Source organism: Amycolatopsis sp. NPDC005232, assembly GCF_040607795.1.
In the GTDB taxonomy this organism is placed as follows: domain Bacteria; phylum Actinomycetota; class Actinomycetes; order Mycobacteriales; family Pseudonocardiaceae; genus Amycolatopsis.
This window is the reverse complement of sequence record NZ_JBEXHL010000020.1, coordinates 131580-150429: the sequence shown is the minus strand read 5'-3', so window position 1 is coordinate 150429 and position 18850 is coordinate 131580. Positions and strand designations below refer to the sequence as shown.

18 protein-coding genes are annotated in these 18850 nt (G+C 67.5%); 8 read left to right on the top strand and 10 right to left on the bottom strand.

The window, feature by feature from the left end; translation table 11 throughout:
• Positions 1 to 71 precede the first annotated feature (71 nt).
• Positions 72 to 1319 (top strand): primosomal protein, encoded by a 1248-nt coding sequence (locus ABZU76_RS32730; RefSeq protein ID WP_220246232.1) that lies wholly within the window; start codon positions 72 to 74, stop codon positions 1317 to 1319.
• Between the two features lie 263 nt (positions 1320 to 1582).
• Here the strand turns inward: ABZU76_RS32730 and ABZU76_RS32725 are convergent, their stop codons facing one another.
• On the bottom strand, positions 1583 to 2134 hold the full coding sequence (locus tag ABZU76_RS32725) for a hypothetical protein (protein WP_354876194.1): 552 nt from the start codon (positions 2132 to 2134) through the stop codon (positions 1583 to 1585).
• 147 nt (positions 2135 to 2281) lie between these two features.
• Between ABZU76_RS32725 and ABZU76_RS32720 the strand changes: the two genes are divergently transcribed.
• Positions 2282 to 2440, top strand: a complete 159-nt coding sequence (locus ABZU76_RS32720) for a hypothetical protein (protein WP_354876192.1) — start codon at positions 2282 to 2284, stop codon at positions 2438 to 2440.
• Positions 2441 to 2462: 22 nt separating this feature from the next.
• Here the strand turns inward: ABZU76_RS32720 and ABZU76_RS32715 are convergent, their stop codons facing one another.
• Entirely contained in the window at positions 2463 to 3677 is a 1215-nt protein-coding gene (locus ABZU76_RS32715; RefSeq protein WP_354876190.1) for an MFS transporter, read from the bottom strand.
• A 111-nt stretch (positions 3678 to 3788) separates the two neighbouring features.
• Positions 3789 to 4880: an adenosine deaminase gene (locus ABZU76_RS32710; RefSeq protein WP_354876188.1), complete on the bottom strand. Its 1092-nt coding sequence runs from the start codon at positions 4878 to 4880 to the stop codon at positions 3789 to 3791.
• A gap of 211 nt (positions 4881 to 5091) precedes the next feature.
• Here ABZU76_RS32710 and ABZU76_RS32705 point away from each other — a divergent pair, with 211 nt between their 5' ends.
• Positions 5092 to 6186, top strand: a complete 1095-nt coding sequence (locus tag ABZU76_RS32705; RefSeq protein WP_354876186.1) for a PA containing protein — start codon at positions 5092 to 5094, stop codon at positions 6184 to 6186.
• Between the two features lie 77 nt (positions 6187 to 6263).
• Here the strand turns inward: ABZU76_RS32705 and ABZU76_RS32700 are convergent, their stop codons facing one another.
• The 6 genes from ABZU76_RS32700 to ABZU76_RS32675 form a co-directional block, all read right to left on the bottom strand.
• Complete coding sequence (locus ABZU76_RS32700) at positions 6264 to 7541, bottom strand: thymidine phosphorylase (RefSeq protein WP_354876184.1); 1278 nt, start codon at positions 7539 to 7541, stop codon at positions 6264 to 6266.
• A complete protein-coding gene (locus tag ABZU76_RS32695) occupies positions 7538 to 7927 on the bottom strand; it encodes a cytidine deaminase (protein WP_220246226.1) in 390 nt (129 codons plus the stop codon). Before ABZU76_RS32695 ends, ABZU76_RS32700 begins: the two co-directional genes overlap by 4 nt.
• Positions 7927 to 9186, bottom strand: a complete 1260-nt coding sequence (locus ABZU76_RS32690) for an ABC transporter permease (RefSeq protein WP_354876182.1) — start codon at positions 9184 to 9186, stop codon at positions 7927 to 7929. Before ABZU76_RS32690 ends, ABZU76_RS32695 begins: the two co-directional genes overlap by 1 nt.
• A 20-nt stretch (positions 9187 to 9206) precedes the next feature.
• Entirely contained in the window at positions 9207 to 10304 is a 1098-nt protein-coding gene (locus ABZU76_RS32685; protein WP_354876180.1) for an ABC transporter permease, read from the bottom strand.
• Complete coding sequence (locus ABZU76_RS32680; protein ID WP_220246223.1) at positions 10304 to 11869, bottom strand: ABC transporter ATP-binding protein; 1566 nt, start codon at positions 11867 to 11869, stop codon at positions 10304 to 10306. The genes ABZU76_RS32685 and ABZU76_RS32680 overlap by 1 nt, the downstream gene beginning before the upstream one ends.
• A gap of 78 nt (positions 11870 to 11947) precedes the next feature.
• Positions 11948 to 13093, bottom strand: coding sequence for a BMP family ABC transporter substrate-binding protein (locus ABZU76_RS32675; protein WP_354876178.1), 1146 nt, complete (start codon positions 13091 to 13093; stop codon positions 11948 to 11950).
• 698 nt (positions 13094 to 13791) lie between these two features.
• On the opposite strand from ABZU76_RS32675, the gene sdhC reads away from it, so the two are divergent.
• The 5 genes from sdhC to ABZU76_RS32650 all read left to right on the top strand — a co-directional run bounded on the left by sdhC (position 13792) and on the right by ABZU76_RS32650 (position 18328).
• Positions 13792 to 14235, top strand: a complete 444-nt coding sequence (gene sdhC / locus ABZU76_RS32670; RefSeq protein ID WP_354876176.1) for a succinate dehydrogenase, cytochrome b556 subunit — start codon at positions 13792 to 13794, stop codon at positions 14233 to 14235.
• A gap of 2 nt (positions 14236 to 14237) precedes the next feature.
• A complete protein-coding gene (locus tag ABZU76_RS32665; protein WP_220246220.1) occupies positions 14238 to 14654 on the top strand; it encodes a succinate dehydrogenase hydrophobic membrane anchor subunit in 417 nt (138 codons plus the stop codon).
• Positions 14655 to 14704: 50 nt separating this feature from the next.
• Positions 14705 to 16459, top strand: a complete 1755-nt coding sequence (sdhA, locus tag ABZU76_RS32660) for a succinate dehydrogenase flavoprotein subunit (protein WP_220246219.1) — start codon at positions 14705 to 14707, stop codon at positions 16457 to 16459.
• On the top strand, positions 16459 to 17229 hold the full coding sequence (locus ABZU76_RS32655) for a succinate dehydrogenase iron-sulfur subunit (protein WP_354876173.1): 771 nt from the start codon (positions 16459 to 16461) through the stop codon (positions 17227 to 17229). The genes sdhA and ABZU76_RS32655 overlap by 1 nt, the downstream gene beginning before the upstream one ends.
• Before the next feature lie 217 nt (positions 17230 to 17446).
• Entirely contained in the window at positions 17447 to 18328 is an 882-nt protein-coding gene (locus ABZU76_RS32650; protein ID WP_354876171.1) for a hypothetical protein, read from the top strand.
• A gap of 227 nt (positions 18329 to 18555) precedes the next feature.
• On the opposite strand, the gene ABZU76_RS32645 is transcribed toward ABZU76_RS32650, so the two are convergent.
• Positions 18556 to 18810, bottom strand: coding sequence for an SCO4848 family membrane protein (locus ABZU76_RS32645; protein WP_220246216.1), 255 nt, complete (start codon positions 18808 to 18810; stop codon positions 18556 to 18558).
• Positions 18811 to 18850 lie beyond the last annotated feature (40 nt).

Sequence of the window (18850 nt, the reverse complement as noted above, 5' to 3'; positions counted from 1 at the left end):
TACCGCGCACCGACCGGGGGATACTTCCGGGCACGCGCGCGTACACGGGCGTTACTCCGGAGGGTTCAGGCATGGCACAGGACATCATCCCGATCGAGCTCGGGCTGCCGCAGGGCGACGTCGTCACCCTGTGGGCTCCGCGGTGGCGGGAGGACGGCGAGGAGTGGGAAGCGTTCCTCGGCGACGAGGACGACCTGTACGCCTTCCCGGACGCCGCTCACCTGGCCGCTTTCGTGCGCACGTCCGACCAGCACGACCTGCTCGACCACCCGGCGTGGGACGCGGTGCCGGCGCTGAACGTGCCCGAGCTGATCCCGGACGACGACCACTCCTACGACCTCGTCGGCGTGCCCGAGCTGGTCGCCGAGGAGCCCGACTCGTGGACGATCGCGGAGCTCGCGGAGATCGTCGGCATCGTCCGTTCGCTCGCCGACGTCTGCGAGCTCGAAGAGGTGCACGAGGTCCTCGACGCGTACGAGGGCTTCTCGCTCCTGGAGCAGGGCCGGCTGCCGTTCACCGGCCGCGAGGGCGAGGCCCTGTGGAACGACCTGTCGAAGGCCGTGTCCGAGAAGTGGGACATCGTGCTCGACGCGATCGACAACCTCGTGACCGTGCCCGACGTCGACGCCGCCGTGCTGGAGCAGACCGCCGAGGAGCTGGCGGCGTTCCACGAGGAGTCGGCCGAGGCCGAGGCCGCGCAGCCGGAGGACCTCGAAGCCGTGGACGCGCCCGACTCCGACGAGGAGGAGGACGACGAGCCGGTCGGCTTCTGGGGCGAGGTCGGCATCGACCCGATCAAGATCGTCACGGCCGGCGCCGAGTACTACACGCTGCGCTGCTACCTCGACGACAAGCCGATCTTCCTCGGCAGCGAGGGCGAGATCGACGTCTTCTCCTCCGAGAAGGCCCTGCTCGCCGCCCTCAAGGACGGCAAGGACGTGGCCGACACCGACCTCGCCGACGTGTCCACTTGGGACGACGTGCTCACGAAGGCGGCGGCGGACGACCTCGAGATCGACATCGACGCCGAGAACACCTACGTGCTCACCGGCCTCGACGACGACATCGCCGACGGCGTCGAGTCCATCGACCCCAACCAGCTGGAGCTGGCGGTCGAGCTCATCACCGACGCCGCCGACTGGGCCGAGGACGACTCCGTCGAGACGGCGCTGTCGCAGAACGAAAGCCTCGGCTGGCTGGTCTCGTTCGTCCTGCGCCCCGACCCGACGCGCCTCGAGCCGAGCGCGCCGTTCGACACCGAGCAGAGCGCGTGGCGCAAGCTGGTGGAGTCGTTCGAGAATCGCCTGACGGTGGTCTGAACCTCCTGAGTTGACGAAAGGCCATCCGCTGGGGATTCCCGGTGGGTGGCCTTTGTCGTTGTGGGCCTCGGCCAGATCCCGGCAGGGAACCCCGCCCTCCCGCGGCAGGGCTCTGGCAAAGTTGTTTGTGCTGGTCATGGGGTGATTTCGAAGAGTGTCATCGGCCTTGTGTCGCGGTGTTGACGTGGCCTGTGTTGGGCAGGGCGCTCGTTTCCAGGTTGCGCGGGGCGGCGATTGCCCGGGGCCGGTGCGGGGCCCCTTGATCAGCAGTCGGTTGTTGCTTCCCCGGCCGCGAGTTGAGCTCTGCATGCGGCCTGGATCTCGCGCACAAGCTGACCCTTCGGCCGGCCCCAACCTGCGGCCCACTCGTCCTCAAGGCCGAACACTTGGCCGAGCGGGAGCTCGATGACGCTGTCGGAGTAATCGGATCGGGCCACGATCTCGCAAACTTTGCCCAGGACCCACCGCTCGGTGGCTCGCCCGTCGGCCTGCATACGCGCAAGTTGGGCGAACACCACCTGGGCTGCGGCAGCATCTGAATCCGGGATAGCTGCACGGCAGTCGGCCAGCGCCGCGGGCAGCAGGTCGTGGACCTCATAGGGCTCAGCGCCGCCAAGACCGGCCAAGGCCCTGAGTGCCTCTCCGTCGTAGCCCCAAACGAGCCAGTGCGCTGCCCAAAGGGGGATGCGCTCGGACGGTACCGTGCCGAGCGTTACCCATGCGGCGACCAACTCCGGGGTCGGGAGCCCAGCGGAGCCGGGTGCCGGCCAGTCGTGCATGCCGGCCATGATGCCCGACCAGAGGGACGTGCCCACAACGATTTAGTCAAAGCGGATCTCTTCGAGTCTTCCGCCAGGCCGGGCCGACCCTCAGGATCGCCCATCGGCCAGGACGGCTGCAGGAACCCTTCCTGAGCTGCAAAAACACCACCACTGGTTCTGTCCACACACAAACTCCGAGTAGTGCTGGACTGCGCCAAGTCGGCCGGGCGCCTGCGCGTGGACTTCGAACCGACCGACCCGGCGCCGCTGGTGTCCGCGATGGCGCAGCTGATCCGCGAGTCCACGCCGGACACCTGGCGTCGCCACCGCGCGTTCTTTCGGGATGGGCTACGCGCCTAGTCCTCTTCGGACCGCCTCCCGATCAGTGGGCCACTTCAGCTTCCGCACGGACCGGGACCACAGCGATGGCCAGCGCGGGGAAGATCGCGACGAGGCAGAACGCCAGCGCGTAGCGGCTGTCGCCGATGACGAGGCCGAGCAGGGGCGGCGTGAGGGCCCCGGCGATGTTCTGCGCGGTGTTCTGGGTGGCCATCGCGCGGCCCGACCAGGCGACGCCGGCGAGCTCGGCGGAGGCGGTGAAGCCGAGGCCGTTGTCGGCGACCGTGATGATCGCGGCGAGGACCAGGGCGAGCAGCACGAGCCACAGCCACGTCACGTCGCCGAGGGCCACGAGCAGCATCACGACCACGCCGGCCACCGCGAGCTGCCGCATCGGGCGCAGGCGGCTGCCGACGCGGTCGGACCAGTAGCCCGACCCCAGCCGGCCCGCCGCGCCGAGCACCTGGGCCACCGCGAGGAACACGCCGGCGCCCGACGGGCTCCAGTGGTGCTGCGACACGAGGTAGACCGGCGCGAACGCCGACACCGTGAACTGCGGCACGACCAGCAGCGCGCTCGCGCCGTGCACGCGCCAGAGCCACGGCTTGCGGTACGGCGAAGGCGGCTTCGAAGCACCAGCGGCAGGGCGCGGTGGCCGCGGCGGGTCGGCCACGAACAGCGCGACCAGCAGCGCGACCACGATCCCGAGCACGGCCGGCAGCAGCATCGCGGCCTGGAACCCCCAGCGCGCGGCCAGCGGCGGCAGGCCCAGCGCGGCCACGCCGACGCCCAGCGGCTGCGCTGTCTGCCGGATACCCATCGCCATGCCCCGTTCGGACTTCGAGAACCAGCCCATCACGACGCGGCCGCTCGCCGCGTTGACCGAAGCCGTGCACGCTCCGGCAACAAGGAACACGCCGAAGAGCAGCCCGACCGGGTGATGCCACAGTGCGGCGTACACCAGGAGTAACCCCGAACCGCCCAGTCCAAGGGCCATGATCAGGCGCTCTCCGTAACGGTCCGCAGCCGCGCCCCACACGATCAGGGTGAGCAGCAGGCCGATGCTCGGCGCGGCGACGACGGTGCCGGCCTCGGCGAGCGTCAGGTCGTCGGCAGCGCGCATCGCGGGGATCAGAAAGGGCAGCCCGTAGAGGAAGGAACAGCTCGCGGTCTGCGCGGCGAGGCCGAGCGCGAGAATGAGCCACCGTCGAGAACTGGGCTTTTCGCGTATCGACTCACCGGCCGCGACCTGCGACATCTTTCTCACCGTCTCACATATTGAGAATTAGTTCCTACATTCTGAACTTTAGTTGGGCATGCTAACGAACGCAACCGCCAAGGGGGCGGTCACGTCCGGAAGCGTCAGGGGTCAGGCCAGAGCGGCGTACCCGGGCTTGATCACGTCGTTGATCAGCGACAACCGGGCGTCGAAATCGAGGAACGCGGATTTCATGGCATTGATCGTGAACCAGCGAAGATCATCAAGACCGAACCCGAACGTGGTCGCCAGAGCGGTGAATTCACTGGTCATCGTGCATCCGCTCATCAGCCGGTTGTCGGTGTTCACCGTGACCCGGAAGTGCAGCCGGGCGAGCTGGGCGATCGGGTGCTCGGCGAACGACGCGACGGTGCCCGTCTGCACGTTCGACGTCGGGCAGATCTCCAGGGGTATGCGGCGGTCCCGAACGTAGCTCGCCAACCGTCCAAGGTGGACCGTTCCGTCCGAATCGGTCTTGATGTCCTCGACGATCCGCACGCCGTGGCCGAGCCGTTCGGCGCCGCAATACTGGATGGCCTCCCAAATGGACGGCAAGCCGAATGCCTCACCCGCGTGAATCGTGAAATGCGCGTTGTTCTGACGCAGATATTCAAATGCGTCGAGATTTCGAGTCGGCGGAAAGCCGTCCTCGGGGCCGGCGATGTCGAAACCCGCCACGCCGGCGTCGCGATGGCGCACCGCCAGCTCGGCGATCTCGAGGGCGCGGGCGTGCTGGCGCATCGCGCAGAGCAACGTGCGGACCTTGATCGCACCGCCCGCGGCGGCCACGCGCTGTGTTCCCTCGGCGAGACCGGTCTGGACCGCTTCGACCACCGTATCGAGTGACAGGCCGCGTTCGACGAACAATTCGGGTGCGTAGCGCAGCTCGGCGTAGACCACCCCGTCGGCCGCGAGGTCTTCCACAGCCTCGGCCGCAACCCTGACCAGCGCTTCCTCGGTCTGCATCACGCCGCAGGTGTGGGCGAACGTCTCGAGGTAGGACACGAGCGAGCCGGAGTCGGCGGCTTCGCGGAACCAGCGGCCGAGGGCCGCGACGTCGGTGGTCGGCAGAGCGTCGTAGCCCGTCGCTTCGGCGAGCTCGACGACGGTGGCCGGGCGAAGGCCGCCGTCCAGGTGGTCGTGCAGCAGGACCTTGGGGGCCCGAAGCAGGGTCTCTGCGTCGAGCGGGGTTACGTCTGGCATGCACCAACGGTAGTCTCGTTGTCATTCCCCTACATGGCGGTAACTCTCAGCGTCGAGGCAACCCTCAGCTTTGACGATCAAGGAAGGAATCGGCCATCCGGGTCACGCGGCCGTTATCCCGTCTTAGCGGGGCCCATACGCACAGCAATTTTTCACTGGATAAGCTTCGTCCCACGTCCCTTCCATTTCCCCGCCGACGAAGGACACAGCAGTGACCACTGACAACCACATTGCCGCTCCGTCCTTCGACCGGATGCGCAACATGCTGGTGCGCGCGGCCGAAGTGCGCGAGAGCGAACAGCAGCAGATCTTCGACGCGCTGGACGACATCTACGCCCGGCTCGCCCCGGTCGACTCGCTGGGTGCCGTTCGCAAGCGGCTGTCCGAGATGCCCGACCGCACCGAGGTCGGCGTGATCGCGGAGCGCCTCGACGAGGCCATGACGCGGCTGGAGGCCCAGGACAACGCGATCGCCGCGATCACCCACGCGGTCGAGAGCATCGTCGACAAGCTGGCCAAGCCGTTCGCGCAGCTCGACGGCCGGCTCGACGGCGTCGCCGCGCGGTTCGAGGGTGTCGCGGGCCGGATGGACGGGCTCGAGGACAAGCTGCAGAACATCCACCGCCGGCTCGACGAGCTGGGCGGCCACCTGGACAAGCAGGACGCCAAGCTCGACTCGATCCCGCAGACCACGCAGGCCCCGGTGCGCGAGCGCATCGAGCTCGCGGAGGCCACCCTGCGCGAACGCATCGAGACGGCCGACCACGAGCTGCGCACCCGCGTCGACGAGCTCGACCGCGCCACTCGCGAGCGCTTTGACAGCACCGCCGACGCGCTGCGCACCGCCATCACCGAGACCGGCGAAATGGTCGACGCCTCCGAGCGCCTCGAAGGTCTGGTCAACCGCCTCGACACGGTCACCCAGCGCCTCGACGACCTGGGCAACCGCCTGGACAAGGTCGAAGATGGCTTCGTCTCCCAGCTGGGCGACCTGGACGGCTCCATCAAGTCCGGCCTCTCCAAGGTCGAGGTCACGCTCGCCAAGCAGCCCGACACCGACTCCGTCGACTCCCTGGTGCGCCGCTCGAACGACGAGTCCGTGCGACGGATCGGCGGCCAGCTTGACGAGGCCATGGCCACCTTCGCCGAGCTGATGCTCGGTGGCGGGCCGGCCGTGCAGCAGATCTCCCCGCCGGCTCCGGCGCCGCGTCAGCCGCGGCGCAGCTCGCGCAACGGCCGGTCCCCGAAGGCGGTGGACCCGAAGGCGAAGAACGGGTCTGAGCCGGAAGATGCTGCTGGTGAGTGAAGTCTGAACCTCTTGGACATGAAAGTGCCCCCGCCTGATGGTGGGGGCACTTTCATATCCAACGCAAAGATCGTGGGTCAGGAGCGGATGGTCTCCAGGACGATCGGACCCACAGCCGGAGCCGTATCCGACATCGTGAACGCGCCCGCCAAAGCCTCCAACGCGCCGGCCACCGCATCAGGCGTGTCCGTGTGCAGCTCAAGCAAAGGCTCGCCCGCGGTAACCGCCTCGCCGGGTTTGGCCAGGCACAGGATGCCCGCAGCGGACTGGACCGGATCTTCCTTCCGAGCCCGCCCCGCGCCGAGCCGCCAAGCAGCGACGCCGACCGCGTAGGCGTCCAGCGAAAACAGGACGCCCGAAGCCGGAGCCGGGACCACGTGGACATGCCCAGGCGTAGGAAGTGGCGCCGAAGGATCGCCGCCTTGAGCGGTGATCATGCGGGACCACGTTTCGTAAGCCTCGCCCGAAGCCAGCACGGCCGCGGGGTCCACTGAGGACAAACCGGCCAAAGCGAGCATCTCGCGGGCCAGTGCCACAGTCAGCGAAACCACGTCAGCCGGACCGCCGCCCTGCAGAACCGACACCGCCTCCGCGACCTCGACCGCGTTGCCGACCGCGCGGCCGAGCGGGACGTTCATGTCCGTGATCAGCGCGGTCGTCGCAACCCCGTGGGCGGCGCCGATCGAGACCAGCGTGGAAGCCAAAACCCGAGCATCCGAAACGGTCTTCATGAAGGCACCCGAACCCGCCTTCACGTCCAGGACCAGCCCCGACGCACCCTCGGCGATCTTCTTCGACATGATCGACGACGCGATAAGCGGGATCGACTCCACGGTCGAAGTGACATCCCGCAGGGCATACAGCTTCTTGTCCGCCGGAGCCAAGCCTTCTGTGGCCGCGCACACGACAGCGCCGACCGAAGACAGCTGGTGAGTGATCTCGTCCAACGACAGGGCCGCGCGCCAGCCCGGGATGGACTCCAGTTTGTCCAGGGTGCCGCCCGTGTGGCCGAGCCCGCGGCCGGACAGCTGAGGCACGGCCGCACCACAAGCAGCGACCAACGGCGCCAACGGCAAGGTGATCTTGTCCCCGACACCGCCCGTCGAGTGCTTGTCCACCGTCGGGCGCGACACGGACAGCGACAAGCGCGAGCCCGAGGCGATCATCGCGCCGGTCCAGCGGGAGGTCTCGCCAGGAGTCATCCCCCGCAGGAAGATGGCCATCGCCAGCGCGGCCATCTGTTCCTCGGCCACAACCCCGTGCGTGTAGGCGTCGACGACCCAGTCGATCTGCGCGTCGGACAGCTCTCCGCCGTCGCGTTTCGCCCGGATGATGTCGACCGCCGCGAAGGTCACGGGAGGTCCTCGGGCCCGAAGGCGTCGGGGAGGACGTCGGACATCGGCAGGATCCCGCGTGGAGTATCGACCAGACACGACGACCCGCCCAGCTCGAACAGGATCTGCCGGCACCGCCCGCACGGCATGAGCAGCTCACCCGCGCCGCTGCGGCAGGCGACGGCCACGAGCCGGCCGCCGCCCGACAACCGCAGCTGGCCCGCCATCGTGCATTCCGCGCACAGACCCAGGCCGTATGAAGCGTTCTCGACGTTGCAGCCCGTCACCATCCGGCCGTCGTCCACGATGCCCGCGACGCCGACGTGCAGGCCCGAGTAGGGCGCGTAGGCCGAGGCAGCAGCCGACACCGCCGAAGCCCGCAGCGCGTCCCAGTCCACAGAGGTCATCAGTCCCCCTCCCCTCGCCGATAAGGCGCACCGTCGGCCTTCGGCGGACGCAGCCGTTGCGACGCCACCGCGAGCACGATCAGCGTCACGAAGTGCGCCGTGTACGGGATCAGGTCGCTCGGCAGCGTGTCGTTGGTCCAGTAGATCGCGTACAGCGCCCCGGCCCCGATGACGCCCAGAGCCGCCGCCAGCCAACGCTTCCGAATCAGCTGCACCACGACGATGATCGCCAGCAGGATCACCGCGCCGTACAGCAGCGCGAGCACCGCCTCGCCACCGCCGGCGAGCTGCAGGCCGTCCGCGTACCCGAACAGCGCCGCGCCGCCGAGCAGGCCGCCCGGGCGCCAGTTGCCGAAGATCATGGCGGCGAGACCGATGTACCCGCGGCCGTTGGTCTGGTTCTCGAGGTAGTCCGCGCCGCCCTTGAGCAGCACCAGCGAAGCGCCACCCATGCCGGCGAAACCGCCGGAGATCAGCACACCAAGGTACTTGTAGCGGTACACGTTGACACCCAGCGACTCCGCGGCCACCGGGTTCTCACCGCACGAACGCAGCCGCAGGCCGAACCGCGTGTGCCAGAGGATCCAGTAGCTCACCGGCACCAGGATGATCGCGATCATCGTCAGCGGCGCGACGCCGGTGATCAGACCACGCAGGATGCCGGCGACGTCGGAGATCCCCACGCGCTGCTCGTTCTCGAGCGTGCCGAGCCAGTCGGACAGGCCCGACGCGGAGTACGTGTCGAACTTCGGCACCGGCGGCGACTGCCGCGGGTTGCCCGAGATCGGCTCGAAGATCAGGTTCGCCAGGTATTTCGCGACGCCCAACCCCAGCAGGTTGATCGCCACACCGGAGACGATGTGGTTGACGTTGAACGTCACCGTCGCGATCGCGTGCAGCAGGCCGCCGATGGCTCCGAACGCGATGGCCGAGAGCAGGCCGACCCACACGCCGCCGTAGTACGCGCCCCACGCCGCGCCGAAGGTGCCGAGGATCATCATGCCCTCGAGGCCGATGTTGACCACGCCCGCGCGCTCCGACCACAGGCCGCCGAGCGCACACAGCAGGATCGGCAGCGCGAGCCGCAGGGCCGTCGACGCCGTGTTGCTCGACGTCAGCGCCGAAACACCGGTCGCGTACGACGCCGTGGACATCACCGCGATCGCCACCACGGCCCAGATCACGCCGCGCAGCCAGCCGGGAATCCGTCGCCGCCGTTCCACCACCGGCTCCGGCATGCCGGAGGCGGGCTCCTTCATGGGGAACTCCGTCACCTGGCTCACACCGCACCGCCTTCCGCGACGGAGGCACCCTTGCGCCCGTTGCCGGCGAGCGCCCGGCCCACCCTGCGTTGTTCGGCCGCGAGGTCGGCGCGGCGAACGATCTCGTACGCGACGACGACCGACAGCACGATGATGCCCTGCATGATCGTCGCGATCTCCTTGGACACGTTGATCTGCTCCAGCGACACCGCCGAGGTGTCGAGGAACGCCCACAGCAGCGCGCCGAACGCAATGCCGCCGGGGTGGTTGCGGCCCAGCAGCGCCACGGCGATCCCGGTGAAGCCGTACATCTGCGTGGCCGTGATGCCGTAGCTGTAGTCGCGGCCGAGCAGCTCCGGCATGGCGACGAGACCCGCCACCGCGCCCGAGAGCAGCATCGCGATCAGCGTCATCTTCTTCGCGCTCACGCCACCGGCGGCCGCGGCCGTCGACGACTCACCGCTCGCCTTGAGCTCGAAGCCGAACCGCGTGCGGTTGAGCATGAACCAGTAGGCGATGCCGATCACGATGGCGATGAAGAAGAACCCGAACAGCACGCCCGAGCCGAGGGGGATGCCCGGGATCCGGCCCGACGGCGCGATCGTGCGCGTGCCGATGTTGTTGCCCGACTGCACGCCGAATTGGTCGGCGTTGACGAGGAACGCGATGATGCCGGCGACGATCGAGTTCAGCATGATCGTCGAGATGACCTCGCTGACACCACGGGTCACCTTCAGCACGGCGGGGACCAGCGCGTACAGCGCACCCGACGCGACCGCGACGATCAGGATCACGATGGTGTGGAGGATCGGCGGCAGCTGCAGCGCGCCGCCGATGATCGCGGCGACCACGGCCGCGAACCGGTACTGGCCCTCGACACCGATGTTGAACAGGTTCATCTGGAAGCCGATGGCCACCGCGAGCCCAGACAGGTAGTACACCGTCGCGAGGTTCACCGTGTCCACGGCGGTGGAGCCCTTGAAGAGCTGCCCCACCATGGTCCCGTACGCCTCCAGCGGGTCGGCGCCGGAGATGACGAGCGCGATCGCCGAGAGCAGCACGGCGAACACGATCGCGAGCAGGGGCGGCAGCAGCCGCGTGCGCCACGAAGTCATTACGCTTCTTCACCTTCTTCGGCACCGGTCATGGCGGAACCGAGTTCCTGCGGGGTCACCGTGGCGGGGTTCGCCTCGCTCACCAGGCGCCCGCGCAGCATCACGCGGATCGTGTCGGAGAGCCCGATCAGCTCGTCGAGGTCGGCGGAGATCAGCAGCACCGCCAGGCCGTCGGCGCGCGCCTGCCGGATCTGCTCCCAGATCATGGCCTGCGCACCGACGTCGACCCCGCGCGTCGGGTGCGAAGCGATGAGCAGCACGGGGTTGCCCGACAGCTCGCGCCCGACGATCAGCTTCTGCTGGTTGCCGCCCGAGAGCGCGGCGGCCGGCACGTCGATGCCCGGCGTGCGCACGTCGTACTCGCGCACGATGCGCTCGGTGTCGCGGCGCGCGCCGGCGATGTCGAGCAACTGTCCACTCGAGACGGGTTTGCGCGTCTGGTAGCCGAGGATCCGGTTGGCCCACAACGGTTGCGTGAGCAGCAGGCTGTGGCGCGTGCGGTCCTCGGCGATGTAGCCGATGCCGGCCTCGCGCCGCGCGAGCGTGCCCAGCTTCACCAGGTCGTGGGTCTTGCCGTCGGCCTCGGCGAGCTCGATGTGCCCGCCGCTGGCCTTGCGCATGCCCATGATGGTCTCGACGAGCTCGGTCTGGCCGTTGCCCTCGACGCCCGCGATGCCGAGCACCTCACCCGCGTGCACCGTGAACGCGATGTCGTCCAGCAGCTTCAGCTCGGAGTTCTCGGCCGTGAGGCTCAGGTCCTTCAATCGCAGCACGTCGCGGTCGGTCACCGTCGACTCGCGCGTCTCGGGGCTGGGCAGCTCCGAACCGACCATCATCTCCGCCAGCTGACGGCTGGTGATGGTCTTCGGGTCGGCCGTGCCGACGGTGGTGCCGCGCCGGATCACCGTGACGGTGTCGGCGATGGCCCGCACCTCGTCGAGCTTGTGGGAGATGAAGAGGAAGGTATAGCCGTCGGCCTGCATCTCGCGGACCGTGCTGAACAGCGCGTCGACCTCCTGCGGCACGAGCACCGCGGTGGGCTCGTCGAGGATGATGATCTTCGCGCCGCGGTAGAGGACCTTCACGATCTCCACGCGCTGGCGGTCGGCCACGCCGAGCTCTTCCAGCAACGCGTCCGGCTTGGCGCGCAGGCCCGTCTGCTCGGAGAGCTTCTTGAGCCGGGCGCGCGCTTCACCGCCGATGCCGTGCAGGGCCTCGCCGCCGAGGAACACGTTCTCGGCGACGGTGAAGTTGTCGGCGAGCATGAAGTGCTGGTGCACCATGCCGATCCCGGCCTGGATGGCGTCCTGCGGGTTGCGCAGTTTCACCTCGGTGCCGTTGATGGCGATGGTTCCCTCGTCGGGCTGCTGCATCCCGTAGAGGATCTTCATCAGGGTCGACTTGCCCGCGCCGTTCTCGCCGCAGAGGGCGTGCACCTCGCCCGCGGCCACGGTGAGGTTGACGTCGGAGTTGGCGACCACACCCGGGAACCGCTTGGTGATCCCGGTCAGCTGGACGGCCGTCGTGCCCCGGTCGGGGACGGCATCGGCCTCGGCAGTGCTCATGGGAGAGGCATCCAGTTCTGTCGAAACGCGTGAGGGCTCGGAAGGAAGATCCTTCCGAGCCCTGGCACGTGGCGGGTCCTACTTGGTCGGCTTGTCCGAAACCTGGATGGCGCCCGAGATGATCTGGGCCTTGTACCCTTCCAGCACGTCCTTGATGTCGTCGACCTTGCCGCCGGAGGTGGCGTAGCCGACGCCGTCGACCTTCAGGTCGAAGCGCTGCGGCAGCACGCTCAGGTCACCCTTCGCGTCGGCCTGCAGGAAGTCGAACACCGCGACGTCCACGCGCTTCATCATCGAGGTGATGATGATGTCCTTGTCGGCGGCGACAGTGGCCTGGTTGTACTGGTCGGAGTCGACTCCGATGGCCACGGCCTTGCCCGACGTCTTCGCGGCGTCGAACACACCCTTACCGGAGGCGCCGGCGGCGTGGTAGATCACGTCCGCGCCGTTGTTGATCTCGGCGGCGGCCTTCACGTTGCCCTTGGCCGGGTCCTGGAAGCCGGAGTAGTCACCGGCCGGCGTCAGGTACTCGTCCTCGATCTTGATCTTGTCCGAAACGGCCTTCGCGCCCTGGAGGTAGCCGGCCTCGAACTTCTGGATCAGGGGCGTGTTCACACCACCGATGAAGCCGATGTGGCAGTTCTTGCTCTTGTATGCGGCGGCGACGCCGGCCAGGAACGAGCCCTGCTCCTCGGCGAACACCAGCGGCGTCACGTTCGGCGCCTTGACGGTGTCGTCGTCGATGATCGCGAACTTGGTGTCCGGGTGCTTGGGCGCGACCGCGCCCACGGCCTGCGCGTACGCGAAGCCGACGGCGATGACCGGGTTCAGGCCCTGCGACGCCATCTGCTCGAGCCGCTGCTGCTTGGCCGACTCGCTCTCGCTCGCGCTGGCCGTGCTCTCGTTGACGGTCGTGATGCCGAGCTCGGACTTCGCCTTGTCGACGCCGGCCGCGGCCGCGTCGTTGAACGAGGCGTCACCCCGGCCGCCGATGTCGAACGCCAGGCCGACCTTGAGCTTGCTGCCGTCCACCTTCTCGCCGGACGAGCTGCTGGTCGTGGCTGCTGCCGGAGCCGCGGGCGGCTTCGGCGCGGTGACGCAGCTCGTGCCAGAGCTGCCAGCCGCGGCGGTGTTGCTGCTGCTGCCCCCGCCGGTGTCCTTCGCGCACCCTGCCAAGGTGAGGACCCCGGCCATGGTCGCGGCGGCCAGCGCGGTTCCACGCATGCGACGCAACGTGTGTCTCCCTCCCCGCTGATCCAGCGGACTAAGTGGAAGCGACCCGGTACCGGTGTCTTCCTTCGGTGCCGAGTTCAACCGCCAGACCGTACCCAACAGCCAGAAAAACGCCATAGGAAAGGCACGCTACGTAACACAAACGTTTACTCAGCGGTCTGATTCGCGACCGATCGTGTACTTACGGTGATCAACTGGTTCAGGAAGGTACTCACCAGCTGTCACAGCCCGGGGTCTCGCGGCCCGTCTTCGCCGCGCGGTGAAACCCGTCCGGACGATCTTCGTCCACCCCCCGGCGGAGGGCCCCGCCGACCGGGCGTTGCGGACATCACGAAAACCGTTCGGGCCCGGCTGGTTTTTCACTCGCCGCCGCAAGCGGTACCGGCCTGCTGAATCGAATCGACCGGGCCGGGAGCCCCTGGTCGGATTCGCCCTGGACCGCCCGCGCCGCGTGGCCGGCGCCACACGTCCGAGTGGTGCGGGACGCTCCGGGTGTCTGGTCCATCACAGAGACGAACCCGGAGGTGAGCCGGGTCCAGATGGCGGGTCTAGCATCCTTTCATCCACGCTCGATGGCCCTAGATCTCGGCATCGCTGCCGGCGTTGTCCCCAGTGGACCGACGCGGAAGCGGGTTGCGGACCTCACCGGTCAGCCGGGCACAACAGATGACGTTGGAGGCCGTTCACCGATGTCCACCACGGCGAGCACTGCCACCGAGGCAGGAGCGAGCGATCGGGCGGGTGCCTCGCGCCGGCAGGGGACCTTCTACCGGGGCGACCCCGGCATGTGGTCCTGGGTGCTGCACCGCATCACCGGCGTGCTGACATTCTTCTTCCTGTTCGTGCACGTGCTCGACACCTCGCTCGTCCGCGTGTCGCCGAACACCTACGACCAGGTGATCGAGACGTACAAGACGCCGCTCGTGAATCTGCTCGAGGTCGGTCTGGTCGGCGCGGTTCTCTTCCACGCCCTCAACGGCGTCCGCGTCATGCTGGTCGACTTCTGGTCCAAGGGCCCGAAGTTCCAGAAGACGATGCTGTGGGTGATCGGTGTCGTGTGGGTCGTCGTGATGATTCCGGGTGCGTTCTTCATGCTGAAGCGCACGGTCGAGACGCTCTTCGGGGGTAACTGACCATGGCCGACTCGCTCGTCATCGAATCGCCGCGCACCCCGAAGCGCCCGGCGGCCCGCCGCAGCAACTTCGAGCTCTACAGCTGGCTGTTCATGCGCATCTCGGGCCTCGCGCTGATCATCCTGGTGCTGGGCCACCTGCTGATCATGAACATCCTCGACGGCGGTGTGCACCGCATCAACTGGGGCTTCGTCGCCGGCCGCTGGGCTTCGCCGTTCTGGCAGTTCTGGGACCTCGCGATGCTGTGGCTCGCCGAGATCCACGGCGGCAACGGCCTGCGCACGATCATCGACGACTACGCCCGCAAGGACTCCACGCGGTTCTGGCTGAAGATCCTGCTGTACGTCTCGATGGTCCTGATCCTGGCCGTCGGCACGCTGGTGATCTTCACGTTCGACCCCGAGATGCCCGCCAGCTAGGCGCACCCACCACACACAGTGCTCGATTCCTGATAAGCGGAGCAATCCCTATGCAGTTCCACAAGTACGACGTGGTGATCGTCGGCGCCGGCGGCGCCGGCATGCGCGCGGCCATCGAGTCCGGCCAGCGCGCCCGCACCGCGGTCCTCACCAAGCTGTACCCGACGCGGTCCCACACCGGCGCCGCGCAGGGCGGCATGTGCGCCGCGCTGGCGAACGTCGAAGAGGACAACTGGGAGTGGCACACCTTCGACACCGTCAAGGGCGGTGACTACCTCGTCGACCAGGACGCCGCGGAGATCATGGCCAAGGAGGCCATCGACGCGGTCCTCGACCTCGAGAAGATGGGCCTGCCGTTCAACCGCACGCCCGAGGGCAAGATCGACCAGCGCCGCTTCGGCGGCCACACCCGTGACCACGGCAAGGCGGCCGTGCGCCGCGCCTGCTACGCCGCGGACCGCACCGGCCACATGATCCTGCAGACGCTGTACCAAAACTGTGTCAAGTACGGCACGGAGTTCTTCAACGAGTTCTACGTGCTCGACCTCGTGACCAGCGAGGACGAGAACGGCAACCCGATCGCGTCGGGCGTCGTGGCCTACGAGCTGGCCACCGGCGAGCTGCACGTGTTCCAGGCCAAGTCCATCGTGTTCGCCACCGGCGGCGCGGGCAAGATCTTCAAGACGACGTCGAACGCGCACACCCTCACCGGTGACGGCCTCGGCATCATCTTCCGCAAGGGCCTGCCGCTGGAGGACATGGAGTTCTTCCAGTTCCACCCGACCGGCCTCGCGGGCCTGGGCATCCTGATCTCCGAAGCCGTCCGCGGCGAGGGCGGGATCCTGCGCAACTCCGAGGGCGAGCGGTTCATGGAGCGCTACGCCCCCACCATCAAGGACCTCGCGCCGCGCGACATCGTCGCCCGCTCGATGGTCCAGGAGGTGCTGCAGGGCCGCGGCATGGGCCCGAACAAGGACTACGTGGTCCTCGACGTGACGCACCTGCCGGTGGAGGTCCTCGAGACCAAGCTGCCGGACATCACCGAGTTCTCGCGCACCTACCTGGGCGTCGACCCGGTGAAGGAGCCGGTGCCGGTGTTCCCGACCTGCCACTACGTGATGGGCGGCATCCCGACCAACATCCACGGCGAAGCGCTGCGCGACAACGAGAACGTGATCCCGGGCCTGTACGCGGCCGGCGAGGTCGCGTGCGTGTCGGTGCACGGCTCGAACCGCCTAGGCACCAACTCGCTGCTGGACATCAACGTGTTCGGCCGCCGCGCCGGCATCGCGGCCGCGGAGTACGCGCTGGCCCACGAGCACGTCGAGCTTCCGGAGCTGCCGACCAAGCTGGTCGAGGAGCAGCTGTCGGGCCTGCTGTCGGAGCACGGCGACGAGCGCGTCGCCGACATCCGCAAGGAAATGCAGCAGACGATGGACTCGCACGCCTCGGTGTACCGCACCGAGGACACGCTCAAGCAGGCGCTGACCGACATCCAGGCGCTGAAGGAGCGGTACACGCGGATCACCGTGTCGGACAAGGGCAAGCGGTACAACACCGACCTGCTCGAGGCCGTTGAGCTGGGCTTCCTGCTCGAGCTGGCCGAGGTCCTGATCGTGGGCGCCCTGGCGCGCAAGGAGTCGCGCGGCGGCCACGCCCGCGAGGACTACCCGAACCGCGACGACACGAACTTCATGCGCCACACCATGGCCTACAAGCAGGGCGAGGGGCTGTCGTCGGACATCCGCCTCGACTACAAGCCGGTGACCTTCACGCGTTACGAGCCGATGGAGCGGAAGTACTGATGACTGCGGCAACCACCGAAGAAGCACCCGCGGCCTCGCAGGACCACACGCCGATCACGGTCACGCTGAAGATCCTGCGTTTCAACCCCGAGGTCGACACCGAGCCGCACTGGGAGTCCTACGACGTCCCGGCGCAGCGCACCGACCGGCTGCTGAACCTGCTGTTCTACGTCAAGGACTACCTCGACGGCACGTTCTCGTTCCGCCGGTCGTGCGCGCACGGCGTGTGCGGCTCCGACGCCATGCAGATCAACGGCATCAACCGTTTGGCCTGCAAGGTGCTCATGAAGGACCTGCTCGAGAAGGACGGCAAGAAGACCGTCATCTCGATCGCCCCGATCAAGGGCCTGACGACGTTGAAGGACCTCTACGTCGACATGGACCCGTTCTTCGAGGCCTACCGGTCGGTCAAGCCGTACCTCATCAACTACGGCCACGAGCCCTCCCGCGAGCGCATCCAGTCCCAGGCCGACCGCGACCGCTTCGACGACACCACCAAGTGCATCCTCTGCGCCTGCTGCACGTCGTCCTGCCCGGTCTACTGGAACGACGGCTCGTACTTCGGCCCCGCCGCGATCGTCAACGCGCACCGCTTCATCTTCGACTCCCGCGACGACGCGGCGGAGGAGCGGCTGGACATCCTGAACGACGCCGAGGGCGTGTGGCGCTGCCGGACGACCTTCAACTGCACGGACGCTTGCCCGCGTGGGATCCAGGTGACGAAGGCGATTCAGGAAGTGAAGCGCGCACTTTTGTTCAAGCGCGTCTGAGAATTTCGTTGTGGAGAGGCCCCCGTCCGGTTCGCCGGATGGGGGCCTTTTCGTTGCCGATTCGCAGCCGAGGCGGACAAAACTCCCCTGAACGGAGCTAGGGCGACTGTGTGTGATGGGACTAGCCTGACGAGTTACCGATGACTCGGACGGTCGTGCGACGGGGAACGAGCAGATGAGTGCTGGTGTGGAACTACGTAAGGTGCTTTCCCAACACTTGGCACGGTTCATCGCAGATGTCGAAGAACTCGTGTTCCGACAGGGCTACTTGCGGGTGTTCGCGGCGACGGTCGCCATGCTCGGCAGCGTCGGCCTGCTCGGCGAGGTGCTCGGCATGGAGTGGCTGCGCACGACGTTCGCCAGCATCGCGGGTGGGCTGTTCGTGATCGCCAGCGCGATCTCCTTCGCCGGCACCCACAAACTCCGCACCCAGGCGCAGCACAGCGAGGAGCTGCTGCACCGGTACGCCGACGCGCTCGCCGGGCGCACGCGCAAGCCCATCGCCGTGCAGGAGTGGATGCAGGAAGTGACCATTGAGGACAACGGCGACGCGTTCTGCCGGCGCGTGCTCGTGCTCCACGAGGCGAACGACAACGTTCCGCGTTACCTGTCCGTGAACCTCGTGTATTACGGAACCACGCCGCTGTCCGAGCGGGCTCGTCGATTGGTGCAGTACAAGGCTTTCCACGCCGGGCCCGAAGACATCGACCAGAAGACCCGCGCCAACGCGACTTCGATCTGGTCCACCTCCGCGAACGGGAAACCGAAACTGGACATCTACATCCACCTCGGCACGATCGTTCAGGAAGGTGACGTGGTCACCGTGGAATGGACTTGGCCGAGGTACTCGGTGGACCTGATGTCGGGCGCCGAGCCGGAATCGTTCGACGTGATGTTCCGCAAAGAAATCAGCAAGTTCGAGCACCGGGTGATCTTCCGCAACGTCAGGCGCGACTCGGCCTTCGTCGTGCGAAACCAGGGCGCACAAGGACTGCGGCGGCTCCGGCAGGGCAAGGACGTGATCGTGGAGTTCTCCGCGGCGAATCCGAAGATGGCTCAGTACATGGGGTTCATCGCCGACTATTCACCCGATTTATGACGGCCATAAAAAAACCCGGAGTGCGGACTCCGGGTTTTTCGGGTGTGCGATCGCAACTACCGATCAGTTGCCACCCGTTTCGGAACCGCCGGACATACGAATTCCATTCGGGTAATGCGAGCCGACGCTGGAGGGGCTCGCGTGAGCGCTGACACTACTCCATTCGCGCCCCCCTGTCATACCGACGGACGGCCTATCCGGCGAACGCCGGGCCACCCGCCCCTGGCTCAGGAATCGCCCGAAGATCGTTCCTTCGATCGGGTGGAGCGCAGCGCCCGCCAGCCCAGCACCCCGATGATCGTTCCCAGCACGAAGGACACCACCGTGAGCACCGCGTGCACGATGAAGTACGCCGTGGGGGAACCATCGGCTGACCAGGACTGGGAGCTGGCCCAGAGGTTCTTGGCGAAGGTGATCCAGATGATCCAGGACCACACGCCGAACAACAGCAGGAAGACCGCAGTACCTCGTGAAATGCGCATGCCCCTGAGTATGCAACTGGCCTCGCGACGCTAGATTGCG